General features: G+C 70.0%; 19 protein-coding genes. 8 read left to right on the top strand and 11 right to left on the bottom strand.

Annotation, left to right across the window (positions count from 1 at the left end):
* Window positions 1–89: 89 nt before the first annotated feature.
* Entirely contained in the window at window positions 90–1,217 is a 1,128-nt protein-coding gene (locus IT306_03470; GenBank protein MCC7367454.1) for a mandelate racemase/muconate lactonizing enzyme family protein, read from the bottom strand.
* A gap of 573 nt (window positions 1,218–1,790) precedes the next feature.
* On the opposite strand from IT306_03470, the gene IT306_03465 reads away from it, so the two are divergent.
* Entirely contained in the window at window positions 1,791–2,045 is a 255-nt protein-coding gene (locus tag IT306_03465; GenBank protein ID MCC7367453.1) for a hypothetical protein, read from the top strand.
* Window positions 2,046–2,065: 20 nt separating this feature from the next.
* Here IT306_03465 and IT306_03460 read toward each other — a convergent pair whose 3' ends face one another.
* The 3 genes from IT306_03460 to IT306_03450 form a co-directional block, all read right to left on the bottom strand.
* On the bottom strand, window positions 2,066–2,863 hold the full coding sequence (locus IT306_03460) for a DUF4352 domain-containing protein (protein MCC7367452.1): 798 nt from the start codon (window positions 2,861–2,863) through the stop codon (window positions 2,066–2,068).
* A gap of 168 nt (window positions 2,864–3,031) precedes the next feature.
* Window positions 3,032–4,468 carry an alkaline phosphatase family protein gene (locus IT306_03455; GenBank protein MCC7367451.1) on the bottom strand — a complete coding sequence of 479 codons (1,437 nt, stop codon included), beginning with the start codon at window positions 4,466–4,468 and terminating at the stop codon, window positions 3,032–3,034.
* Window positions 4,465–5,691, bottom strand: a complete 1,227-nt coding sequence (locus tag IT306_03450; GenBank protein ID MCC7367450.1) for an MFS transporter — start codon at window positions 5,689–5,691, stop codon at window positions 4,465–4,467. The genes IT306_03455 and IT306_03450 overlap by 4 nt, the downstream gene beginning before the upstream one ends.
* Before the next feature lie 160 nt (window positions 5,692–5,851).
* On the opposite strand from IT306_03450, the gene IT306_03445 reads away from it, so the two are divergent.
* Window positions 5,852–7,066 carry a hypothetical protein gene (locus IT306_03445; protein ID MCC7367449.1) on the top strand — a complete coding sequence of 405 codons (1,215 nt, stop codon included), beginning with the start codon at window positions 5,852–5,854 and terminating at the stop codon, window positions 7,064–7,066.
* On the opposite strand, the gene IT306_03440 is transcribed toward IT306_03445, so the two are convergent.
* Entirely contained in the window at window positions 7,035–8,357 is a 1,323-nt protein-coding gene (locus tag IT306_03440) for a hypothetical protein (protein MCC7367448.1), read from the bottom strand. The genes IT306_03445 and IT306_03440 overlap by 32 nt on opposite strands.
* A 104-nt stretch (window positions 8,358–8,461) precedes the next feature.
* On the opposite strand from IT306_03440, the gene polX reads away from it, so the two are divergent.
* Window positions 8,462–10,222, top strand: coding sequence for a DNA polymerase/3'-5' exonuclease PolX (gene polX / locus IT306_03435; protein MCC7367447.1), 1,761 nt, complete (start codon window positions 8,462–8,464; stop codon window positions 10,220–10,222).
* A gap of 227 nt (window positions 10,223–10,449) precedes the next feature.
* On the opposite strand, the gene IT306_03430 is transcribed toward polX, so the two are convergent.
* Window positions 10,450–10,866, bottom strand: coding sequence for a carboxymuconolactone decarboxylase family protein (locus tag IT306_03430; protein ID MCC7367446.1), 417 nt, complete (start codon window positions 10,864–10,866; stop codon window positions 10,450–10,452).
* 89 nt (window positions 10,867–10,955) lie between these two features.
* On the opposite strand from IT306_03430, the gene IT306_03425 reads away from it, so the two are divergent.
* From IT306_03425 to cofC, 4 genes are all read left to right on the top strand, one after another.
* Window positions 10,956–11,477 (top strand): cupin domain-containing protein, encoded by a 522-nt coding sequence (locus IT306_03425; protein ID MCC7367445.1) that lies wholly within the window; start codon window positions 10,956–10,958, stop codon window positions 11,475–11,477.
* Window positions 11,478–11,561: 84 nt separating this feature from the next.
* Window positions 11,562–12,698, top strand: coding sequence for a glycine oxidase ThiO (gene thiO / locus IT306_03420; protein ID MCC7367444.1), 1,137 nt, complete (start codon window positions 11,562–11,564; stop codon window positions 12,696–12,698).
* Window positions 12,699–12,761: 63 nt separating this feature from the next.
* Window positions 12,762–13,712, top strand: a complete 951-nt coding sequence (locus tag IT306_03415; GenBank protein MCC7367443.1) for a 2-phospho-L-lactate transferase — start codon at window positions 12,762–12,764, stop codon at window positions 13,710–13,712.
* Complete coding sequence (gene cofC, locus IT306_03410) at window positions 13,712–14,461, top strand: 2-phospho-L-lactate guanylyltransferase (GenBank protein MCC7367442.1); 750 nt, start codon at window positions 13,712–13,714, stop codon at window positions 14,459–14,461. Before IT306_03415 ends, cofC begins: the two co-directional genes overlap by 1 nt.
* A 15-nt stretch (window positions 14,462–14,476) precedes the next feature.
* Here cofC and IT306_03405 read toward each other — a convergent pair whose 3' ends face one another.
* The 5 genes from IT306_03405 to tgt all read right to left on the bottom strand — a co-directional run bounded on the left by IT306_03405 (window position 14,477) and on the right by tgt (window position 20,123).
* The gene (locus tag IT306_03405; GenBank protein MCC7367441.1) at window positions 14,477–15,088 is read right to left on the bottom strand and encodes a sulfite oxidase-like oxidoreductase; all 612 of its coding nucleotides are present in this window, start codon (window positions 15,086–15,088) and stop codon (window positions 14,477–14,479) included.
* A 185-nt stretch (window positions 15,089–15,273) separates the two neighbouring features.
* A complete protein-coding gene (locus IT306_03400) occupies window positions 15,274–16,416 on the bottom strand; it encodes an acyl-CoA dehydrogenase family protein (GenBank protein MCC7367440.1) in 1,143 nt (380 codons plus the stop codon).
* Window positions 16,417–16,512: 96 nt separating this feature from the next.
* Window positions 16,513–17,697, bottom strand: a complete 1,185-nt coding sequence (locus IT306_03395; GenBank protein ID MCC7367439.1) for a C39 family peptidase — start codon at window positions 17,695–17,697, stop codon at window positions 16,513–16,515.
* A gap of 260 nt (window positions 17,698–17,957) precedes the next feature.
* Complete coding sequence (locus IT306_03390; protein MCC7367438.1) at window positions 17,958–18,707, bottom strand: SDR family oxidoreductase; 750 nt, start codon at window positions 18,705–18,707, stop codon at window positions 17,958–17,960.
* 348 nt (window positions 18,708–19,055) lie between these two features.
* Entirely contained in the window at window positions 19,056–20,123 is a 1,068-nt protein-coding gene (gene tgt, locus IT306_03385; protein MCC7367437.1) for a tRNA guanosine(34) transglycosylase Tgt, read from the bottom strand.
* Between tgt and queA the strand changes: the two genes are divergently transcribed.
* Window positions 20,122–21,387 carry a tRNA preQ1(34) S-adenosylmethionine ribosyltransferase-isomerase QueA gene (gene queA, locus IT306_03380; GenBank protein MCC7367436.1) on the top strand — a complete coding sequence of 422 codons (1,266 nt, stop codon included), beginning with the start codon at window positions 20,122–20,124 and terminating at the stop codon, window positions 21,385–21,387. The two genes, tgt and queA, sit on opposite strands and share 2 nt — an antisense overlap.
* Window positions 21,388–21,408 lie beyond the last annotated feature (21 nt).

Here is a 21,408-nt window from a genome sequence, read left to right as displayed (position 1 = left end):
GACGCGTGCGAACGACCAGGGAGGCCATACTAACACGCATCGGCGGCCCGCACGTGACAGAATCTGTAGGAGCGTGCGTCCCGGCCGGGTCAGCCGACGCGGTCGCCGATCAGCCTTTGCGGATCGGGCTGGACGCCGAGGCCCGGGCCGCTCGGCGCGACGATGTTCCCGTCGGCGTCGATGGCCAGCGGCTCTTCGAGGTACCACTGGAAGTCCGTGGTCGTCATCACTGGCGGCTCGCAGAGCATCTCGAAGTAGGTCGAGTTGGGGACCGCGCAGGCGAGGTGCAGGTGCGCCACCAGTCCGATGCCGCCGCCGCCGTGGTGTGGCGCGACCAGCTTGCGGTGCAGCTCGGCCAGCGCGCAGACCTTGCGGAGACTGCTCATCGTCTCGGAGACCATCGACTCGGGCTGAATCACGTCGTAGACGTTCTGCTCCACCAGTGCCCGGTACTCGTGCAGACCCTTGTTGTTCTCGCCGCCGGCAATGTGCATCACGTCGATGGCCGCGCACAGTTTGCTCAGCCCCTCGAAGTCGTAGCGGTCGAGCGGCTCCTCCAACCAGAACACCCCCAGTCGCTCAAGCTCGCGCGCCGTCTGCAGCGCCCGCTGGTAGCTCCAGACTGGCCCCTCGTCGGGTTGGCGAGTGCCGGGCTGCTGGGCCTGGTTGGCGTCCACGAGGATGACGAAGTCATCGCCCATCGCCTTGCGCACGCCCTCGACCTGGGCGATGTCCTCCTTGATCGTCCAGTCGTGGAGCCGCAGCTTCATCGCGCGCCAGCCCTCGGCCCGGCGCGCGGCAGCATCCTCGGCGCGCTGCTCGCCCGACGCCAGCTCGATGCAGCTCGCGTAGCCGGGCACGCGGTCCTTGTGGCCGCCCCAGAGCTTGTAGACCGGCTGGCCCGTCGCCTTGCCGATGATGTCCCACAGGGCGATTTCGACGCCCCACGCGCCGCCAGCGTTCCGGAAGATCCGGGCGTGCTGCTCCAGCGTAAACGGATCTTTGCCGATCAGCCGCGGCTTGATCCACGGCTCGATGGCCCCGACCACGTCCGTGGCGTTGACGGCGCCCCAGCCGGTGATGCCCTCGTCGGTGTCCACGCGGACCAGCACAGCCTCGCGCTGGATCCACGAGCCGCCGGGCGTCCAGGCAGGCTTGAGCGGGCGGGAGAGCTTCGGGCTGCGGAGGCGAATGACCTCAACATCGGTGATCTTCATCGACAGACCCCTTCTCGTCTACGCGCAGCGAGCACGTTACCAGTTTGGGGTCTGTCGTGGATACTCGGGCCGCGCCGCGGCGAGGCGTCGGCTCAGTCGAAGAGGTCATCCTCGAGCGTCTCGAGGTCCATGGGGAATGAGATGTGAATCACGCCGTCGTCGAAAATCTCGCCGTCTGGGCCAATCTCGAAGAGGTCTCGCATGGTGGTGCTCCCGGACGCTTCCGTCCGCTGGCGAGGCACCGGGCGCCGGTCGGCCTGCCCGTGCATCGCTCTCTCTGTATCTACGCTTGGCGCTCGTGCCTGGATCAGATTCCCGTGACGGTCTCGACCGCGGAGGCTGCACGTTCTTCTGCTCCATCATCTGCCGGACAGTCAATGCAAGCTGTCAGCCTGCGAACACCCGCCGCGTCCAGCTCTTGACATCGACCAGGCGCTGCCCGGGTCCGCCATCCTGCCGCTGGTGCCGGATTGAGACGCCCCGGCCGACTGCGGCGGCTGCGTCAGGTGGTAGCCTGACTCGGCGTGGCTGGTGCGCGGTGGACAGCCAGCCTCGCTTCCGGGAGGCAAGTCGATGGTCATGGTTCCGGGCGTTCGGGTGTCGGTGGACGAGCGCGCATACACGGCCCGCGTCGAGGTGTCGCTGCCGACGCGGCTGTCGCCGCTGGCCTTCACCGTGGATCCATCGCGGGATGGGCGGGGCTGGGACGTCCGCGAGCCGCTCGGCGGGGCGTTTGCGTGGCGGGACTCGTTCGACGCCGCCCTGAGCGTGGCCGTCGCCGCCGCGAACGGCGCGCTGGGCAGCGACCGGCGGTCGAGCCTGCCCTGACGCGCTGCCCGCCCGGCGAGTTAGCGCGGGAGCGACAGGTTGAACGTCGCTTCGGCGCGGGGGCGGTCCGGGCGGGTCGGACTCCACTGGAGGCGGCGCGTCGGCTGCCCCTGCGGTGTCTCGTAGGTGACCCAGCCGCGCGTGGTGTCGCCGGCCAGCAGCGGAACCGTCAGCAACCGTGGCTCGCGCACGGGCAACGACGACCGTGGCGCGAACCGGGCGCCGTCGTCGGCCACCAGCACCAGATCGCCTTCCGCAACGTAGCGGGCCTCAGCGGACGTGTTGGTGAACCGCACGTGGACGGTCACCAGCTCGAATCCGTCGCGCAGGCGGATCGGCGCACCGGTGGCGTCGGTGGCCTGCCAGCTACGCTCGACCTCGATCACCTCGGCGCTCAGCCCTTCGTGGACAGACAGTCGGCTGGGGTCGGCACGGCTGGGGCCGCCCGGGGCCGGGCTGGCCCCAGCCGGCGGTGGTGAGGCGACCGGCGTGGCCGGCGCCACGGACGGCGCGGGCGTCGGTCCGCTGGCGGGGGCGGCTGCTGCCGCGGCGACTGGCGCCGTGAGTATGCTGGCTGGCGCAGTCACGATGGCCGTCGCGGCCTGGGTGGCCGTGGGCGTGGCCGCCGACAGCGGCGTCGGCGTTGGCTGGCCGGCCTGGATGGTCACCAGCACCTGCGCGCCGCCGGCGATCGGCTTCGGCGCGGACGCAGCGAACGGCGAACCCCCGGTCAGGACCGCGTACAGCCCGACCGACGTGAGCGCTGCAATGATGATGACGGCGATTCCGGCGCATCCGAATCGCAGGAACTGCGGCACGCGCCCTCCCTGGCGACCGCCACCCGACCAGACCTACGTGGCCGCGAACAGGTCGAAGCAGACCCATCGCGCGGCTTCGGGCGGCGCTCGGTATAACGGACCACGGCCGCCCGGAGAGCCGGCCCCGGCTGTGGTCGGGCGGCCGGCGTTCCTGAACGGCGCGTCAGGTCAGGTTCGGCGCGGTGTGGCCGCGCCGAGGTAGGATCGCCCGGCGTAGCGCGTCCAGGCCAGCGAGCCGCCCGGCCCGGCCTCCGCCCAGCTCTCGACGTCGGCCGAACTGGCCGAGGCCTGCCCGACGAAGGCCTCGGTCAGCATACGGCCCCTCATCGAGGCTGGCACGGTCAGGCCGAGCGCCGTCAGGACGGTCGGCGCGATATCGCCAATGCCCGAAGGCAGCTCCGTGCGATGTCCCACCCGAACACCCGGCCCCTGCACGATCAGCGTGTTGCGGATCTCCCAGGAGCTGCCGCCGCCGTGGCTGGCCGCGTTGCTCGACGCGTACCCGCGGGAGCGTCCCTGGTGGCCGTGCTCGCTGACCTCGTCGTTCCAGGCGAGGGTCGCCAGCAGGTCCGGCATCAGCGGGCCGTCCATCCCGAGCGCCGCCAATGGGAACGTGCCCTCGGCTGGTGTCACGCCGCGCACGCCGCTGAACAGCACGCCGATCCCCGGCGTTCGGGCCAGCGACGCGGCCAGGCGCTGCACCGTGCGCTGGTTCGGCTCGGGCAGGTGGAAGAGGATCGAGCAGCCGTTGCCGGCCGTCCGCACGTCCGCGAGGTCGGGATCGCGCAGCCACAGCGCATCCTGCTCGCCAAGGTGGGCGTCGATCTGCACGTACCCGTGGTCGGACGCCACGATCACCAGCGTCTCGTCGCGCAGGCCGGCCGCCTCCAGCCCGTCGAGCACGATCCCGAAGTGCGCGTCGGCGTCGCGGATCGACTGGAGCGCCAGCGGGTGGCCGAAGCCGTACTTGTGCTGGCTCTTGTCAGGATCGTCGTGCCAGAAGTAGAGCGCGTCCGGCCGCAGTTCGGGGATCACCACCTGCGCCGTTGCCTCGGCCAGCCAGCGATTGCGCGGCGTGTCCGGAACCTCGGCCTCCGGCATCGGCGACCCGAGCCGTTCTTCGATCAGCTTCATCTCGTCGGCGTTGGAGAGCGTCGGGTGCAGGATGAAGTCGCCGGCTTCGACGCGGCGCGGGTGGAGCATCTGCGACGATCCGCGCGTGCCGCTGCTGACGATGGCCGTCCGACCGCCGTTGCGGTGAACCACGTCGGAGATGGTCGGGGCCTCGAAGACGCCGTAGGCCCGGCGCAACTGGGCCGTGCTGTCGCCCTCGCCGATGGAGATGCTGGCCTCCGGCTCGACCTTGAAGCCGTAGAAGTTGTTGGCCGGCAGACCGTGGACGGCGGGCGGCGCGCCCGTGGCGAGCGTGGCCGTGTTGACCCGCGTGACGGTCGGCACGATGGCATGGTTCCGCGCGAACTCGACGCCCGTCGCGCGGAACCGGTCGAGGTTTGGCGTCAGCTCCGGCGAGATCAGGTCTGGGCGCAGCCCGTCCCAGGCCATCAGGAAGAGGCGCTTCGGTCGGGCTGGCGTCGTGTCGCTCATGAGGATACGGCCTCCGCGTCGGCTTCGCTGTCCGTGAACGTCGGCGGGGCTGGCACGAACAGCACCAGCAGCACGCCCGCCAGCATGATCACGCCGGACGTTGCGAACGGCGTCCGCAGGCCGAAGGCGTTGGCGATCAGGCCGCCCGAGAGTGGGCCAGCTCCCATCGCCAGGGATTGTGCCGAGGTCAGGATCCCGAAGGCGGTACCCTGTCTGCTGGCCGGTGCGAACAGGCTGATCAGGGCCGTCGAGGACGAGGCGAGGGTGCCCTGCGCCAGGCCGCCGACGAACAGGCCGGCGAGCACCATCTCGGGCGACGACGCCTGCCCGACGAAGTATGTCGACGCGCCGGAGAACAGCGCCGAGACGACCACCAGTGTCCGCAGCCCGATCCGGCTGGTCCCCCGTGACGAGGCCACCGAGGCGATGGTGCCGGAGATGCCGAGCACCGAGAACGCCAGACCCGACGTGAACGCGACGTCGTGCAGCGGATCGATCTCCAGCAGCAGCAGCGGCAGCAACGGCCGCGAGAGCATGTTGCCGACGCTGGTCAGAAAGAACACGATCACCAGCAGCGTCAGCGGCCGGGAGCGCAGCAGGTCCTGAAGACTGACCTTCTGGGCGGCGCGCTTGCCGCCGCCGTCACCCCGCGCGATGTCCTTGACGTAGAAGTACGCCAGGGTGCCCGCGACGATGTTGATGGCGGCGGTCGTGAAGAACGACGCCCGGAAGCCGATGGTGCTGCCGAGGATGCCGCCGATGGTCGGCCCGAGCGTCTGGCCCATGAAGATCGCCGACTGGATCACACCCATCGCGTAGGGGACTTTGTCGCGGGGGACGCTGCCGGCCACCAGCGCGCGCGATGCCCCAACGACGCCCGAGAACGTGCCCTGGACGACGCGAAGCGTCACCAGCTGCCAGGGCGAGGCAACGGCCGCGAGCATCGCGTTGGCCGCGCCGATGGCGAACTGCGCCCGCACCAGCATCGCTTTGCGCCCGTGGCGGTCCGCCAGGATGCCCCAGATCGGAGCCATCACGGCCTGGGCCACGCCGCCGCCGCTGACGGCCAGCCCGAACCAGATCGCCGCCGTTCCAGGATCGGAGATCCCGAGGTCGCGGTTGATGAACAGCGGCAGGAACGGCTGGACGAGGCTGCCGCCTGTCAGGCTCGCAAACGTTGCAAACCAGACGACGTAGAGGTTGCGCTTCCACCCTTCGTACATGGCGTGGCGAGGGTACCACGGATCGTCGGGGCGATGTCCGTGCCGGGAGGGACGGCTCCCGGTGGTCACGAGCGTCGGGCCGGGCGGCCCTGTTGTTTGGCCGCGCCGAGCGGGCATCCGTATACTCGGCCTGAGCGCCATCACGGAGAGTTGGAGCGATATGGCACGGGAAGCAGCCCTCGGCTCGGCTGGGAAGACGGCAACGGACGCGAAGATTCCAGCGACGTCACGGGGGCGCGAAGGCCGCCGCTCGCCGTCGCTGGCGGCACGCCTGCTCCTGGTCGTGCTGGGGATCGTGTTGCCGCTGCTGCTGGCTGAGGGCGTGCTGCGCGTCGCCGGCGCGATCCTGCCCGGCGACTACCAGACGGTCAGCTTTGCCGAGGCCCACCCCGAGTTCGGGCGGCGCAACCGGCCCGGCTCAGGCTGGAAGAAGACATCGGAGTACACCTCGTGGATCGAGGTCAACTCGAAGGGACTGCGTGGCGCGGAGATCGACTACCCGAAGCCGCCCGGCGAGTATCGCATTCTGGTGACGGGCGATTCGTTCACGTTCGCCGAGCAGGTCAACCAGGACGAGACGTTCGCTCAGCGGCTGGAAGACCGCCTGAACGCCGAGCAGCCGGGCCTGACGTACCGCGTGCTGAACGCCGGCTCGAACGGCTGGGCCACCGCCAACGAAGCCGTCTACCTGACCAAGGAAGGCGTCAGGTTCAAGCCCGACGTGGTCATCGTGGCGGTCTATCTCGGCAACGACATCTCGGACAATTACCGGCGTGTCGCCACGCTCCAGAACGCCGTGCAGGCGGACCTGGCGCTGCGCGGGGCCGACGCCTTCGACGGACCGCGCCGCATCCTGCGAAAGTCCGAGCTGTACACCGTGTTCGAGTCGGGCGTGCTGGCGAAGCTGCCCTGGTGGGGCGACGACGGCGGCTCGGCGTCCGGGGACCGGCGCGCGCCGCGCACGCTGGAGGAGGCGCAGGAGGCCTGGGCCATCAGCGAGAACCTGCTGGACCGCATGCGCGACGTGTCGGAGAGCCAGGGTGCGCGATTCGTCGTGATGGTGGTGCCGTCGGCCACGGCGGTGGCCCAGCGCGGCGGGACGGCCGTCCGTGAGACCGACGACGAGGAGGACGGTGAGTCCGGCGACGACATCAAGCCGGGCTTCGAGGATCCCCATGGGACGCTGGCGCAGATCACGGACCACAGCAACCTGTTGGCGTTGGATCTCCTCCAGGACATGCGGCGGGCCGACAACCGCGTCAAGGAGCGGCTGTACTTCCGGCAGAACGCCCACTGGACGGCGGCAGGGCACGCCGTGGCGGCCGACGAGCTGTATCAGTTCCTCAGCGAGAACGGGCTGACGAAGCCGCGCTGACTGATGGGCCGGCCGTCGCCCGCGCGCCACGAACGGCGGATGCGACAGCCGTCACCAGCGCGGCGGCCCCCGCGCCGATCAGCGGCAGCAGCAGGATGCAGGCCGGCAGGAAGTAGCGCGGGTAGCTCAGGCCCAGGCCGCCGAAGATCGCCACGGCGTAGCCGCCCAGCCACGCCAGCAGCATCAACGTGGCCGGCTCCGGCCGAGCAGCCGTCAGCCGACGGCGCACCGACCACAGTCCGAACGCTGCCAGCCCCAGTCCGAGGGCAGCGGCCACGGCGGGCAGGTCGCCCCACGGACCGATGCGCGTCAGGCCGACCGCCATCAGCCAGGGCCGCTCGGCCACGCTGAGGACGGCGAACTCCGGCCACTGCTCCTGCTGGAACGTCATCTCGTCGCGGCGCTGCTCGACCATGCTGGCGAGGCCGGCTACCGGCCCGCGCCAGAGGAACGGGTTGACGATCACCACCAGCGCCAGCGCGACCACCGTCGCCAGACCGGCCCAGACGATCAGTCGCCGCGCCCTGGCTCGCTCGCCAGCCCGCCACGCGAGCGTCGCCATGAGGCCGGCCACCCCGAGCACGATGGGGATGCCGACCAGCCCCGTCAGCTTGGTGGCCGAGGCCAGCCCGAGCGCCACGCCCAGCCCGATGCCCCAGCCGAGCGGGCTGGCCCGGCCGTCGAGCAGGCGGCGGAGGCCGGTGGCTGCCAGGATCGCCGCCAGCAGCAGGAAGCAGGCCAATGGCGCTTCGGCCCAGGTGTGCACCAGCGTGTAGCGCAGGAACGGGCTGGTCAGCGCCAGCGCCGCCGCGGCAGCGCCGGCCAGCGACCCGCCGAGCAGCAGCCCGAGCGGGTAGAGCAGCGCGATAGCTGCCGCCCCCAGCAGCACCATCGGCTGGCGGCTGCGGGCCAGCACTTCGTCGGTCGGGACGCGCCCCTTCTGGCGGTTGATCTCGAAGCTGCTGGCCGTCGAGACGTACGGCTGGTTCATCTTCTCCAGGTCGTAGCCGTAGGCGGTCAGCCACGCGCCGACGATGTACCGGGTCAGCGGCGGCTGGGTGCGGGTCCAGTGGTTGCCGTCCCACTCCTTGCGGGTGACGTCTCGCTGGAGAAAGAGGTAGCCGAAATAGCGGCTCGTGGCGACGTAGTCCGCCTCGTCGGCCTCGAAGCCGGCCACGGACGCTTCCCAGCCTAGCCCGCCGAGCGACGCCAGGAAGATGGCGAGCGTCGCCGCGACGTGACGCCACGCAGACCGGCTGGAGATCGGCGGACGAGAGGTGCGCTCAGGCATGGCGCGTTCAGGATACCGGAGTTCTGACCGCCGACCCACCCTCCGTATTTCCTCCGGCGCTCGGGAAGTTGCCCGGCCGCCGTGCGCTGGCCCATAGTCAGAGCATGAGCCAGCCACCGCGCAGCCGCAACGCCGATGTCGCCCGACTGCTCGAAGAGATCGGCGATCTGCTCGAGATCAAGGGCGAGCAGAGTTTCCGCGTCAACGCCTACCGCTCGGCCGGACGGCGCATCGAGGGGCTGCGCGAGTCTATCGAATCGATTCATGCCGAGGGCAAGCTGCGTTCGATTCAGGGCGTCGGCCCGGCCCTGGCCCAGAAGATCGGCGAGTTCCTGGATACCGGCAAGCTCGGCTACATCGAGAAGCTGCGGGCGGATGTCCCGTCAGGCGTGGCGACGCTTCTGACGGTGCCGGGACTCGGGCCGCGCACGGCGCGCTTGATCTATGACAACGTCGGCGTGCAGAGCCTGGCCGAGCTTGAGACCGCCGCCCGCGAGGGCAAGCTGCGCGATGTCGCGGGTCTGGGCGCACGCACCGAGGAGCGGATCCTCGCCGAGCTGGAGCGGCTGAAGCAGCGCTCCGGCCGCCACCAGATCGGGCTGACGCTGGAGATCGGCACGGAGCTGACGGCCCAGTTGCTGGAGTGCCCGGCCGTGTCGCAGGCATCCGTGGTCGGCAGCGTGCGGCGCATGGCGGACACCATCGGCAACGTCAACCTGCTGGTCGCCTCGGCGCGCCCGGACGACGTGCGGACCTTCGTGCACGGACTGGGGCAGGTGCGGGAGGTGGTCGAAGGCGGCCCCTGGTGCGCCGAGATCGAGGTCCGGCGCGGCGTGCGGGTCGATGTGCGGGTGGTCGAGCCGGCCGCCTACGGCGCGGCCCTGCTCTGGCACACGGGGTCGCCGGCCCACGTGCGGCGGCTCCAGGCGCTGGCAGTTGAACGCGGCTGGCGGCTCGACGAGCGTGGCCTGGACACCGGGCCGTACCCGACAAATCTCAGGGGCGCGTCGGAAGACGCCATCTATGAGGCGCTCGGCCTCCAGCCGATCCCGCCCGAGCTGCGCGAGGACCGGGGCGAGATCGAGCTGGCGCAGCGGCGCAGCCTGCCGCGCCTGATCGAGCTGGCCGACCTGCGTGGCGACCTGCACGTTCACAGCGACTGGTCAGACGGCGGCGCGACCATCGAGGCGATGGCGCTGGCGGCCCGCGCGCTCGGCCACGAGTACATCGCGCTCACCGACCACAGCAAGTCGCTCGGCGTGGCGCGCGGCCTGACCGAGGAGCGGGTGGCCGAGCAGCGTACCGTGCTGGATGCCCTCAACCAGCAGCTCGCACCGTTCCGGATCTTCCACGGGACCGAGATGGACATCAAGCGGGATGGCGCGCTCGACTACGAGGACGCCACCCTCGCCATCTTCGACTACGTGTCGGCCTCGATCCACAGCGCCATGAATCAGGATCGGGACGTCATGACGGCGCGCATTCAGCAGGCGATCCGCAATCCGTGGGTCGTGACGCTGAATCACCCACACGGCCGGCTGGTTGGCTCGCGCGAGCCGTACGCCGTGGACATGGACGCCGTCATCGCGACGGCGGTCGAGCAGGGCACGGCGCTGGAGATCAACAGCCAGCCCGAGCGGATGGACCTGGACGGCGCATCGGCCCACCGCGCGAAGCTGGCCGGCGCGCGCTTCACGATCAGCACGGACGCGCACGCCGTCCGGCAGCTCCAGATGGGCACGTTCGGCATCGGCACGGCGCGGCGCGCGTGGCTCGGCCCGGACGATGTGCTCAACACCATGAGCCGCGACCGGTTCGCCGCCTACCTCGCCGAGCGGCGCGCCCGCGCCCAACGCGTCGGCTAGTACGTTGCCATGCTGGATGTGAGGGGTGTGTCATCCCGACCCCATTCGGCACGCTCAGGGCAAGCTACGCAGGGCACGAGCACACCCGCTCGTCATCCCGACCGCGGCGAGGAACGAGCAGAGAGGGATCTTCTCCTTCTGTGGCGTGAGGAGGATCCCTTGACTGCGCTCGCACGCTCGCTCCGCTCGGGATGACCGGTATGACGCCGCCTTTCTGCGTGGTGGAGTTACCAGCTTCGCGAGGCGCCGTCCGCTTGCATCTCGCGCCGCCACTCCGCGAACACCTCGTTGCAGACCGCCAGTGCGTCCCACGAGGTCGGGAAGCCGGCCAGCAGCCCGACCTGGAGGATCGTCTCCACGATCTCGCGCTCGGTCGCGCCGTTCTTGAGCGCGCCGCGCAGGTGGACCCGAAGCTGGGTCGGGCGGTGCAGCGCGGTGAGCGTCGCGACGTGCACGATGCTGCGCGTCTTGCGGTCCGGGGTCGCCAGCGCCCAGCGATCCCCGAACATGTACTCCACGATCTGCCGTTCGAGGTCCGGCGAGAGATCGTGCCAGCGCCCGAGGATGGCGCTGCCCTCGTCCTCGCCCCAGATGTCCAGAATCACGGCCCGGCCGCGCTCGTACCGCTCCTGCTCGTCGCTCATCGACTCCCCCTCTGCGCCACCGTCCGGCGGTTGCCCTGCTCCACGACCGTCAAGCATAGTCGAGCGGTACGGCAGCAGGAGGCAGACAGGTGACGGCGTTGGGGCCAGGGGAGTTTCTCGCACCGGATGGCATCACTATCCGGCCGATCCGGGGCGCCGACTCGGAGCTGACCAGCGTGGTCGTCGGGATCATCCCGCCGCGCGAACGTGACTACTCGGTCCACCTCCACTACGGACTGGAGCAGGTCACCTACGTTGTGGCCGGGCGCGTGACGGTGCTGCAGCGCACGACGGGGGATGCTCAGCACGTCGAGCGCGAGCTTGGCCCCGGCGAGGCTATCGTGACGCCGCCCGCCTCGACCCTGTCGTTTCGCAATGACGGGGACGCGCCGGCCGAGGTACTGTTCATCTGCATCCCGCCGTATCCGCCCACCAACGCCGACACCGAGCTGCTGAGCGGCGGCCACAGACCGCTGACGATGCAGGAGTTGCGAACGTCCATTGAGCGGCTGCGGCGCGCCCACGAGTATCTTGGCGCGCAGATCGATGCTCGCCTGCGCGCGATGCGCTGGCTGGTGCAGGTGGACGAGTCAGACAAGCATCGCGGCTGAACCAACGCCGCGCTGACCTGCCTGCCCGGGCTACGATTCCGGTGACGGGGCTTGCGGTGGACGCGGGCCGCACGGAGGAGTCGGATGCCTGACGCGATCGTCATCGGTGGGGGAGTGATCGGGCTGCTCAGCGCGCGCGAGCTGCGGAAGCGCGGCCTTGATGTGACGCTGGTCGAGCGCGATCAGCCGGGCCGGCAGGCCTCGTGGGCCTCGGCGGGCATTCTCAACGCCTCGCACCCGCGGGATGCCAGCCCTGAGGCCGCTCTGAAGCGGCGCAGCGAGGCCCTCTACCCGAGCCTCGTGGCGGACCTCAAGGAGGAGACCGACATCGACCCGGAGATGACGCACCCGGGTGACATCATCCCGGCCTTCACCGAGGAGCATGCCCGTGAGCTGCGGGCTGCCGCCGCCACCGAGCCTGACGCGGTCTTTCTCGAAGGGGCGGCCCTCGGAGAGGCCGAGCCGGTGCTCGGGCCGAACGTCATCGGTGGGCTGATCCGCCCGGGCGGCCAGATCGACAATCGACGACTGTGCCGGGCGCTCGAAGTCGCGGTGCGCCGCGCGGGCGTCAGGCTGGTCTACGGCGCGGCGGTCACCGAGATCCTGCGCGACGGCGACGCAGTACGCGGCGTACGGACCCTCGAAGGGGACATCCTGGCCCCGGTCGTGGTGAACGCGGCGGGAAGCTGGTCGCGCCAGATCCCCGGCTGCGACCCGGTCATCCCGGTCGTGCCGCAGCGAGGCGAGATCCTGGCGCTCGACCAGAGCGCCATCGGCCTGAAGCGGGTGGTGACCAAGGTGCCGGACCCGTACCTCGTACCGCGGGCCGACGGGCGGCTGGTCGTCGGCGCGACGCGCAAGTACACCGGCTACAACAGCTCGTTCACGGCGGGCGGCGTGCACTGGCTGCTCTCCGAGGCCATCAACATGGTCCCGGCCCTGGCCGACGCCCCGATTGTCGAGATCTGGACCGGCTTCCGACCGAACTCGCTGGACAGCCGGCCGAGCATCGGCGCAGGCGCAGTCAAGGGGTTGTATTTCGCGACCGGGCACGGCCCGAGCGGCATCGCCCCGGCCCCGGCCAGCGCCGAGCTGCTGGCCGACCTCGTCACCGGCCAGACCCCGAAAGTACCGACCGCGCCATTCGATCCGCTACGGTTCGTGGGGGTCGAGATGCCCGACCCGAGAACCTGGGGCGTGCGGGGCGGCCTGCCCATCTGATCGACTTCAGCATCATCAAACGGCGCGCCCGCGGCGTGGAAGCGGGTGCAGGAGCGCGTGTCTGTGACCTCTTCTGATGAGCGGCGGGATGTGGTCGTGCTGGCTGGCGGCGTCGGCGCGGCCCGGTTTCTCGAAGGCGTGGTGCAGGCGGTCGATCCGTCTCGCGTGACGGTCGTCGTCAACACCGGCGACGACACCGAGCTGTACGGGCTGACGGTCTGCCCGGATGTCGATACGGTCCTCTACACCCTGTCGGGACAGGTCGAGCCGTCGCAGGGCTGGGGCGTCCGTGGCGACACCTATCATGCGCTGGAGATGTTCGAGCGGCTTGGGCGCGAGCGCTGGTTCCTGCTCGGGGACCGCGATCTCGCCGTCCACATCCACCGCACCGAGCTGCTTCGCCAGGGCCGCGCCCTGAGCGAGGTCACTGCCGATCTGACCGCGCGGATGGGCCTTGCGGTGCGGATGCTGCCGATGAGCGACGAGCCGGTCCGGACCCAGATCCGCACCCCGGACGGCTGGCTGGCGTTTCAGGAGTACTTCGTTCATCGACGGTCGCAGGACGACGTGCTGGAGATCCGCTACGACGGCGTCGAGGCGGCGCGGCCGGCCCCGGGCCTCCTCGACACGATCCGACAGGCGTCGGTCATCCTGATCAGCCCGAGCAACCCGCTGGTCAGCGTCGGCACGATCCTGGCGCTCGACGGCGTGCGTGACGCCCTCCGTGAGACGGCTGCGCGGATCGTCGGCGTCAGCCCGATCATCGGCGGGGCGACCATCAAGGGGCCGGCTGACCGGATGATGCGCGGCCTGGGCATGGAGGTCTCGGCGGTCGGGGTGGCGCGCGCCTACGCCGACTTCCTGGACGTGCTGGTCATCGACAATCAGGATGCGGCCCTGGCTCCGGCGGTCGAAGCGGAGGGCGTGCGTGCCGTGGTCACCGACACGATCATGCGCGACTTTGACGTGAAGCGCACACTGGCCCAGACCTGCCTCGACGCCGCGATCTCCTGATGGTCGATCGCCTGGGCGAGCGGCAGAGCGGCGGACTGTGGGTCGTCATCCCGTACAAGGGGTCGGCTGGCAGCAAGCGCCGCCTCGCCGGCCTGCTGGACGCCGACGCACGCACGCGTCTGAGTCAGACGATGTTTGTCGGCGTGCTGGCGGCCGCCTGCAACGCGAGCACGGTCGAGCGGGTGCTGGTGCTGCACCCTGGCGACGCATGGGTGGTGGCGCCTGACCATGCGCGGTTGACCTTCCTGGCCGAGGCCCCTGAGATCGACATCGCGCCCGACGACGGCCCTGGTGACGGTCTGAACCGGGCGCTGCGCCAGGCGCAGCGCGTTGCCACGTCGGGCGGCGCGGCAGGCCTGCTGATGTTGCCCTCAGACCTGCCCACCGTCACGACAGGTGACATCGACGCGCTCAGCGCGGCCGCCGAGCAGGCGAACGTCGTCATCGCGCCCGACGGCGCTCGCGAGGGCACCAACGCGCTGCTGCTGTCGCCGCCGGCCGCTATCGCGCCGCGTTTCGGCGTCGGGAGCTTCGTGGAGCATCAGCGGCAGGCACGCGCGGCTGACGTGCCGCTCCGCACAGTGGAGCGGGCAGGGCTGGCGCTGGACCTCGACACGCCAGACGATGTGCAGCGTCTCTTGCTCAACGCGGCCAACTGCCCGGCAGCGCGCCTGCTCCGCGACCTGGGCCTGACGCTGGAGGCCGTCGAGCAGGCCGGGCGCTCGGCCGCCGCCAGCGCCCGGCCCTAGCCCGGGCCGGTCTGGTCAGTCGCCGTCGTACCGCTCTTCCTTCCAGGGGTCACCGCGCATGTGATACCCGTACGACTCCCAGAAGCCGGCCTTGTCCTCCGCGACGAACTCCAGGCCGCGCAGCCATTTGGCGCTCTTCCAGAAGTAGAGGTGCGGCACGAAGAGCCGCAGCGGCCAGCCGTGCTCCGGCGAGATGTTCTCGCCGTTCCGCTGGAACAGCAGCAGCACGTCGTCGCGGTCCAGGTCGGCAAGCGGGACATTCGCCGTGAACTTGTTCTCGGCGAGCGCCATCACGAATCTGGCCTCTGGTCGGGGCCGGACCAGCCGCATGATGTCTCGGAAGGCGACGCCCGTCCACTCGCTGTCGAACATGCTCCAGCGCGTCACGCAGTGGATGTCGGTCTTGATGGTGACCGTCGGGAGATCGCGAAACTGCGCGTAGGTCAGGTGCATCGGGTTCTCGACCAGGCCCGAGACGGTGAAGGTCCAGGTCTCCGGGTTGAAGGCCGGCACCGAGCCGTAGTGCAGCACCGGCCACTTTTCGGTCTGGTACTGCCCCGGGGGAAGGCGGTCGCCGAGCGCTTTCGAGCGCTCCAGCCGCCCCTTGTTGAAGAAGTTGAACGCCATCCTCTCACTCCCTGGAACGGTCCATCCTTCGGCCGTTCCGAGTGTACCGCGTGTTGCCGTAAGGTTGACGCCTGGGCCGCCTGCCGCGTCAGCGCAGCGCGGTACCTGCGGCCCGGTTGCTCTCAACAACCTGCCCGAGCGCGGTTCCGCTCTCTTGAAATATACGCCCGGAGCCGCTGCCTGGATCAGCTAAACGCGGCGATACCGGTCAGATCCTGCCCGAGGATGAGCGTGTGGATCTCGTGGGTGCCCTCGTAGGTGATGACCGTTTCGAGGTTCGCCATGTGGCGGATGATCGGGTGTTCCAGGCTGATGCCGTTGCCGCCAAGGATCGTCCGCGCCGTTCGGGCCACCTGCAAGGCCGAGGCTGCGTTGGCGCGCTTCGCCAGGGAGACCTGCTGGTGCCGCAGCGCGCCGCCATCCTTTAGCCGGGCGAGCTGCAAGGCCACCAGCTGCGCCTGGGTGATGGCGGTCAGCATGTCGGCCAGTTTCTCCTGGGTGAGCTGGAAGCCGGCGATCGGCTTGCCGAACTGCGGTCGGATCTTGCTGTACTCCAGCGCGCTCTCGAAGCAGGCCATCGCCGCGCCGATGACGCCCCAGGCGATGCCGAAGCGCGCCTCGTTGAGGCACCGCAGCGCCGACCCGATCCCCTTCGTGCCCGGCAGCAGCGCCGAGGCCGGCACCCGCATGTCGTCGAAGTGCAACTCGGCGGTCACCGAGGCCCGCAGCGAGAGCTTCTTCTCGACCTTCCGCGCGCTGAACCCCTTCGTGTCCGTGTCCACCACGAACCCACGAATGCCGTCTGGCGTCTTCGCCCAGATGATGCAAAGGTCAGCGATGGTGCCGTTGGTGATCCACATCTTCGCACCGTTGATGACCCAGCCGTCGCCGTCGGAGGCGGCGCGCGTCTCCATGCCGGAGGGGTCCGAGCCGTGGTCTGGCTCGGTCAGGCCGAAGCAGCCGATCAGCTCGCCGTCGGCCATCTTCGGCAGGTACTTCTGCTTCTGCGCCTCAGACCCGAAGGCGTAGATCGGGAACATCGTCAGGCTGCTCTGGACCGAGACGAAGCTTCGCAGGCCGGAGTCGCACCGCTCAAGCTCCTGGCAGATCAGCCCGTAGCAGGAGTACGGCATGCCGGCGCCGTACGTCGGCATGCTCGCGCCGAAGAGGCCGAGCTTGCCCATCTCCGGGATCAGGTGCTTCGGGAAGGTGGCCGCCTCGAAGTGGTCGGCGATGCCTGGCAGGGCCACGGCCTCGACCCACTCGCGCGTGGATTGCTGTACGAGGCGTTCCTCGTCGGTAAAGGGCAGATCGTAGTAGTTCAACATGGGAGATGCTCCTCGTGCGGGCAATGCTAAAGCACGGGAGCACGCGAATCGAGTGACCAGACCAGCGAGGCCTGCGCGGACCCGCCGGCTGACGGCCTACTTGCCGACGGCGAACGCGGTCCGGGCGAACTCGCCGTTGGCGTTCGACATCGCGGCCTCAAGCTGCTCGGCGCTGATCAGCCGGCCGTAGCCGCGCCCGTCGCTGTCTACGGGGTCGTTGTAGATGAAGCTCTGCCCGGCGATCCCGACCAGCACGATGTAGTGGTCGCCGCCGTAGCCGACGCGGCCGCGGCCTGGGAGTTGGCGGTACTTGACCTGGGGAATGACGACGCGCTGCTGCCGCAACTCGGCGCGGATGTCGTCCAGCGTCCAGCGCCGCCAGCCGCCGTCCTCCTGGCGCAGGCCGTAGCTCTTCGCGCCGCGCATCTCGGCCACGGCCGCGAGGTGCTGGATGTAGGTGCCGCAGTCGTCGCAGCGCGGGTTCTCCTGGAGCGTGAGCGCCATCTCGCGCAGCGTCCCGAGCGGCTCGCTCTTGCCGAGCGCTTCGAGCGCCATCGCCACGCTCGTCGGTCCGCAGTTGGCGTCGGCGTAGGGGCTGCCGTCGATCTGGCTGCGATACGGCACGCGCAGCCACAGGTCCGGCGCGGAGGTCATCAGCGCGGTCCGGGTCAGCATGTAAGTCGAGATCTCGGCCTGGTCGCCGCGCGGCAGCATCAAGTCCAGGCCATCGACCCAGCCCATGACCCACTCGCCCGGCGCACGGTCAGTCAGGTAGAACGCCTGCGCCCAGCGTCCGCGCGTCTCGCCCGTGGTCTCGATGTACTGGCCACGGGTCAGGGTAGTGATCTCTTCGGACAGCAGATTCGGCATGGTGCGGAGGTGTGTGGCGCGGCGGGCGCGGGCCCAGCGCGGCCAGGGCGCGTCCGTCAGATCGGCCCGGTCGATCCAGACCTCGCCGGCCTTGTGGCCTTTGCCGTCGCCCGGAAAGTAGACGTAGGCGCGAGCACCCCGCAGCTCGATCATCTGGACGGTGATGTCCTTCGGGATCTTCGCGAACTCGACGGCTGCGCTGTCCCAGCCGGACCAGATCGCCGTCTCTTTGGCCGTCTTCGCCCAGGCGGTGGCCGGCTCGATGGCCGGCGCGCTCTCGACGTTCTGCGCGTAGGCCGGGGCCGTCGGCACGATCCCGGGCAGCAGCCCGACCAGCGCGGCGGCGAGTGTGAGGACGCCGACGGCCCGCCGTGCGCCCGAGTGGAGCGATCCGTTCAGCCAGCGGTGCAAGCTCTCGACTCCCTGACGACGCCCGCAGGCGCAAACGGTGAGCGGACAGTGCGCTGAAGCACAACCGTCCGGCACCCGAAGCAGAAGACCCGCCGAACGATACGCCAGTCTACGCCGCCATGCCAAGAAACGCGGCAAGGTGACGGCAATCTGGGATCGAAACCGTAACGAACGAGCAGCGGATCGGGATCTCGCTGGCGTTCACTTCAGGCGTGACGGCTTTCAGGTGGCCCCACGACGCGTCGCGATTGCAGCGGCGATCAGTGGAAGTAGCGGCCGCCGTCGATCACCAGGTTCTGGCCGGTTGTGCTGTCCGTCTTGGCGAACGTCACGACCTGCTCGGCCACGTCGTCGCGGTCGGCAGCCTTCCCGATCAGCGCACCCGCGCGCGCGTTCTTGACCTGGTCGGGGTGGAGGCGCGCCGTCATGCGCGTCCCCTCCATCAGGCCAGGAGCGACGCAGTTGACCAGGATGTCCGGCGCGAGCGCCACCGCCATGCACCGCGTCAGGTGGTTGAGCGCCGACTTCGACACGGCGTAGGCGATGCTGCTGCCCGATGGCGCAAAACCGGCCACCGAGCTGACGTTGATGATCCGCCCGCCCCCCTGGCGCTTCATGATCGGGGCGATCTCGCGGATGCAGAGGAACGGGCCGGTCGTGTTGGCGTTCAGGATGGTGTTCCAGATGTCCGGCGTGAGCCCTTCCAGATCCTTGAACGCCACGAACTGGTTGTAGGCCGCGTTGTTCACCAGCACGTCGATGCGCCCAAACTGGGCCAGCACCTGCTCGTAGAGGGCGGCGATCTGCTCCTGGACGGTGACGTCGGCCAGGAAGACCTCGGCCTTCACGTCGTAGCCGCGCAGCTCGGCGGCCACGCCCTCGGCGTCCTCCCGCGAGGAGCGGCAGACCACCGCCACGTTCGAGCCTTCGCGGGCCAGCGCGTTGCAGATCCGCCGGCCCAGTCCGCCGTTCCCACCGGTCACCAAAGACACCGCGCCGCGCAACTGCATCGCCGTTCGCCTCCGCCAGGGTTCAACTGCCAGTCTCGCGACGCAGTATAGGCAACGCCACCCCCGGACATGCATCGGCTGACCCGGCTACCCGGGGCGATTGCATGTTGAGCGCGTCGCGCAGCGTCGTCGGGGACTGAAGTCCCCGCCTACCATCATGCTGTCGCTCCGCGACGCTCCCGTCTGGCCTGTCGCTGTCGTTCGCGGCGTCCGTCGCGCAGCGACTGAATGACTGTAGGCGGGGGATTCATTCCCCGACCGCTCGTTCCGCACAGCTATGGGAACACCACAGCTATGGGAACACCAACGAACATACAATCGCCCTGCCCGGCTACCCGGACGTTACCGTCACCCGGCGGCCCGTTCGATGATACCCTTGCGGAGCGTTCGCAACAGGCCGACGAGGTACGCCACGTTGTGCAGGCTGATCAGCCGTGGGCCGAGCGGCTCGCCGGTCCGTACCAGGTGGTGCAGGAACGCCCGACCGTACCGCTGACAGGTGACACAGGTGCAGGCCGGGTCGAGCGGCCCGGTCTCGGCGCGCAGGGCCGCCCGCGCGACGTTGAGCCGCCCCTCCGAGGTGTAGGCGTAGCCGTTACGCCCGAGCCGCGTCGGCAGGACGCAGTCGAACATGTCGATGCCCGCTGCCGCGTAGGCGAGAAGCTGATCTGGCTCGCCAACCCCCATCAGGTAGCGGGGCCGGTCCTCGGGTAACTCCGGCGTGGTGATCTGGACGAGCCGGTCCATCGTCTCGCGCGGCTCCCCGACGCTCAGGCCGCCGATGGCGTAGCCCGGGAAGCCGGCCGGCGCGAGGGCGCGGGCCGCCTGGACGCGCAGGTCCGGCTCCATGCCGCCCTGCACGATGGCGAACAGCAACTGATCGCCGCGGCGGTGCGCCCGCTGCGCCTGGAGCGCCCAGCGGTGGGTGCGCTCCAGGGCGCGCTCGGCCTGCTCGCGCGTGCTCGGGTAGCCGATGCACTCGTCTAGCGGCATGATGATGTCCGCGCCGATCTGCTCCTCGATCCGCATCACCGAGGCCGGCGTGAAGCGCCGGGGCCGCCCGTTCAGGTGCGAGCGGATCGTCACGCCCTCGTCGTCAATCTCGCGGAGCGCCGCCAGCGAGAAGACCTGGAAGCCGCCGCTGTCGGTCAACATCGGGCCGTCCCAGCGCATGAACCGGTGGACGCCGCCCCGCCGCGCCACCATCGCCGCGCCCGGGCGCGTGGCGAGATGGTAGGCGTTCGCCAGGACGCATTCCGGCTGGATCGTGGCAAGGTCGGACGGCAGCAGACCTTTGACCGTCGCCTGGGTGCCGACCGGCATGAAGGCTGGCGTCTCCACGACGCCGTGCGGGGTGTGTAAGCGCCCGGCGCGTGCGCCCGTGTCTGGGCAGCGCGCCACGATCTCGAAGTGCATGTGTCCTCGGCGGCCATCCGACGACCAACCGACGCGGCCGGCTGGCGCTGGTAACATTCGTGCTGGAGAGGATCGTAGCGGACCGGCGGGGTCCGCCCGGAGGACCGTGGTGCCGTTCGAGAGCCTGGGAAGGCTCCTGCCGTCCCTCCCCACCGAGCAGTTCGCCTACGAGCTGCCGCCGGAGCTGATCGCGCAGGAGCCGGCCACCCCCCGCGACAGCTCGCGGCTGCTGGTGGTGGACCGCGCAACCGGGCGCTTCACGCACGCACGTTTCTCCGAGATCGGCCGCTGGCTGCGGGCTGGCGACCTGCTGGTGGTGAATCGGAGTCGGGTGGTGCCGGCGCGGCTGGCTGCTCGCCGCCGGCCGGGCGGCGGGGCCGCCGAGATCCTGCTGCTGAAGCGGGTCGGGCCCGGCCGGTGGGAAGCGCTGGTCAAGCCCGGGCGGAAGCTGGAGCCAGGCAGCGTCGTCGACCTGGGCAGCGGGATCGTCGGCGAGGTCGTGGAGCGCTCGGCGGCCGGCGGCCGGCTGATCCAGTTCTCACTGGAGACGAAGGCGGCCCCTCCTGGCGACGTGGACGCGGCGGCTCCTGGCGACGTGGACGCGGCGGCTCCTGGCGACGTGGACGCGGCGGCTCCTGGCGACGTGGACGCGGCGGTGCTGGCGCTCGGTAGCCTCCCGTTGCCGCCCTACATCCACGGCTACACCGGCGACCCTGAGCGCTACCAGACGGTCTACGGCGATCAGCTCGGGTCGGCTGCTGCGCCAACGGCCGGTTTGCATTTCACGCCGCCGCTGCTCGAATCGCTGGCGGCCCAGGGTGTCGGGCTGGCGACCGTGACCCTGCACGTCGGGCTGGATACCTTCCGCCCCGTCAAGGTGGATGACCTCGCCCAGCACGAGATTCACCGCGAGACCTGCACGCTGCCGACGGAGACTGCCGAGGCCATCAGCGAGACGCGGGCACGTGGCGGGCGGGTCGTGGCGGTCGGCACGACGACGGTGCGGACCCTGGAAACGGCCGGGGCTGCGTCAGAGGATGGTCAACTCGCGGCGTGGACTGGCGACACGGGCCTCTTCATCGTGCCGGGGTACCGGTTCCGCGTCGTCGATGCGATGGTGACGAACTTTCACCTGCCGCGCTCGACGCTCCTGGCGCTGGTCAGCGCGTTCGCGGGGCGAGACCTGATCATGGCGGCCTACGCGGAAGCGATCCGCGAGCGCTACCGGTTCTTCTCGTTCGGAGACGCGACGCTGCTGCTGTGAGACAGTCTCCAGGCGCGTTGC

Source organism: Chloroflexota bacterium (assembly GCA_020850535.1).
Lineage (GTDB): Bacteria > Chloroflexota > UBA6077 > UBA6077 > JACCZL01 > JADZEM01.
This window is presented reverse-complemented; position numbering and strand designations above follow the sequence as displayed.

Excerpts from the sequence above, each read along its gene's own strand:
- IT306_03390 (MCC7367438.1), bottom strand. The coding sequence starts at position 18,707 with ATGCAGTTGCGCGGCGCGGTGTCTTTGGTGACCGGTGGGAACGGCGGA.
- IT306_03400 (MCC7367440.1), bottom strand. The coding sequence starts at position 16,416 with ATGTTGAACTACTACGATCTGCCCTTTACCGACGAGGAACGCCTCGTA.
- IT306_03470 (MCC7367454.1), bottom strand. The coding sequence starts at position 1,217 with ATGAAGATCACCGATGTTGAGGTCATTCGCCTCCGCAGCCCGAAGCTC.
- IT306_03465 (MCC7367453.1), top strand. The coding sequence starts at position 1,791 with ATGGTCATGGTTCCGGGCGTTCGGGTGTCGGTGGACGAGCGCGCATAC.
- cofC (MCC7367442.1), top strand. The coding sequence starts at position 13,712 with ATGGTCGATCGCCTGGGCGAGCGGCAGAGCGGCGGACTGTGGGTCGTC.
- IT306_03455 (MCC7367451.1), bottom strand. The coding sequence starts at position 4,468 with ATGAGCGACACGACGCCAGCCCGACCGAAGCGCCTCTTCCTGATGGCC.
- IT306_03405 (MCC7367441.1), bottom strand. The coding sequence starts at position 15,088 with ATGGCGTTCAACTTCTTCAACAAGGGGCGGCTGGAGCGCTCGAAAGCG.
- IT306_03440 (MCC7367448.1), bottom strand. The coding sequence starts at position 8,357 with ATGCCTGAGCGCACCTCTCGTCCGCCGATCTCCAGCCGGTCTGCGTGG.
- polX (MCC7367447.1), top strand. The coding sequence starts at position 8,462 with ATGAGCCAGCCACCGCGCAGCCGCAACGCCGATGTCGCCCGACTGCTC.
- thiO (MCC7367444.1), top strand. The coding sequence starts at position 11,562 with ATGCCTGACGCGATCGTCATCGGTGGGGGAGTGATCGGGCTGCTCAGC.
- IT306_03445 (MCC7367449.1), top strand. The coding sequence starts at position 5,852 with ATGGCACGGGAAGCAGCCCTCGGCTCGGCTGGGAAGACGGCAACGGAC.
- tgt (MCC7367437.1), bottom strand. The coding sequence starts at position 20,123 with ATGCACTTCGAGATCGTGGCGCGCTGCCCAGACACGGGCGCACGCGCC.
- IT306_03450 (MCC7367450.1), bottom strand. The coding sequence starts at position 5,691 with ATGTACGAAGGGTGGAAGCGCAACCTCTACGTCGTCTGGTTTGCAACG.
- IT306_03430 (MCC7367446.1), bottom strand. The coding sequence starts at position 10,866 with ATGAGCGACGAGCAGGAGCGGTACGAGCGCGGCCGGGCCGTGATTCTG.
- queA (MCC7367436.1), top strand. The coding sequence starts at position 20,122 with ATGTGTCCTCGGCGGCCATCCGACGACCAACCGACGCGGCCGGCTGGC.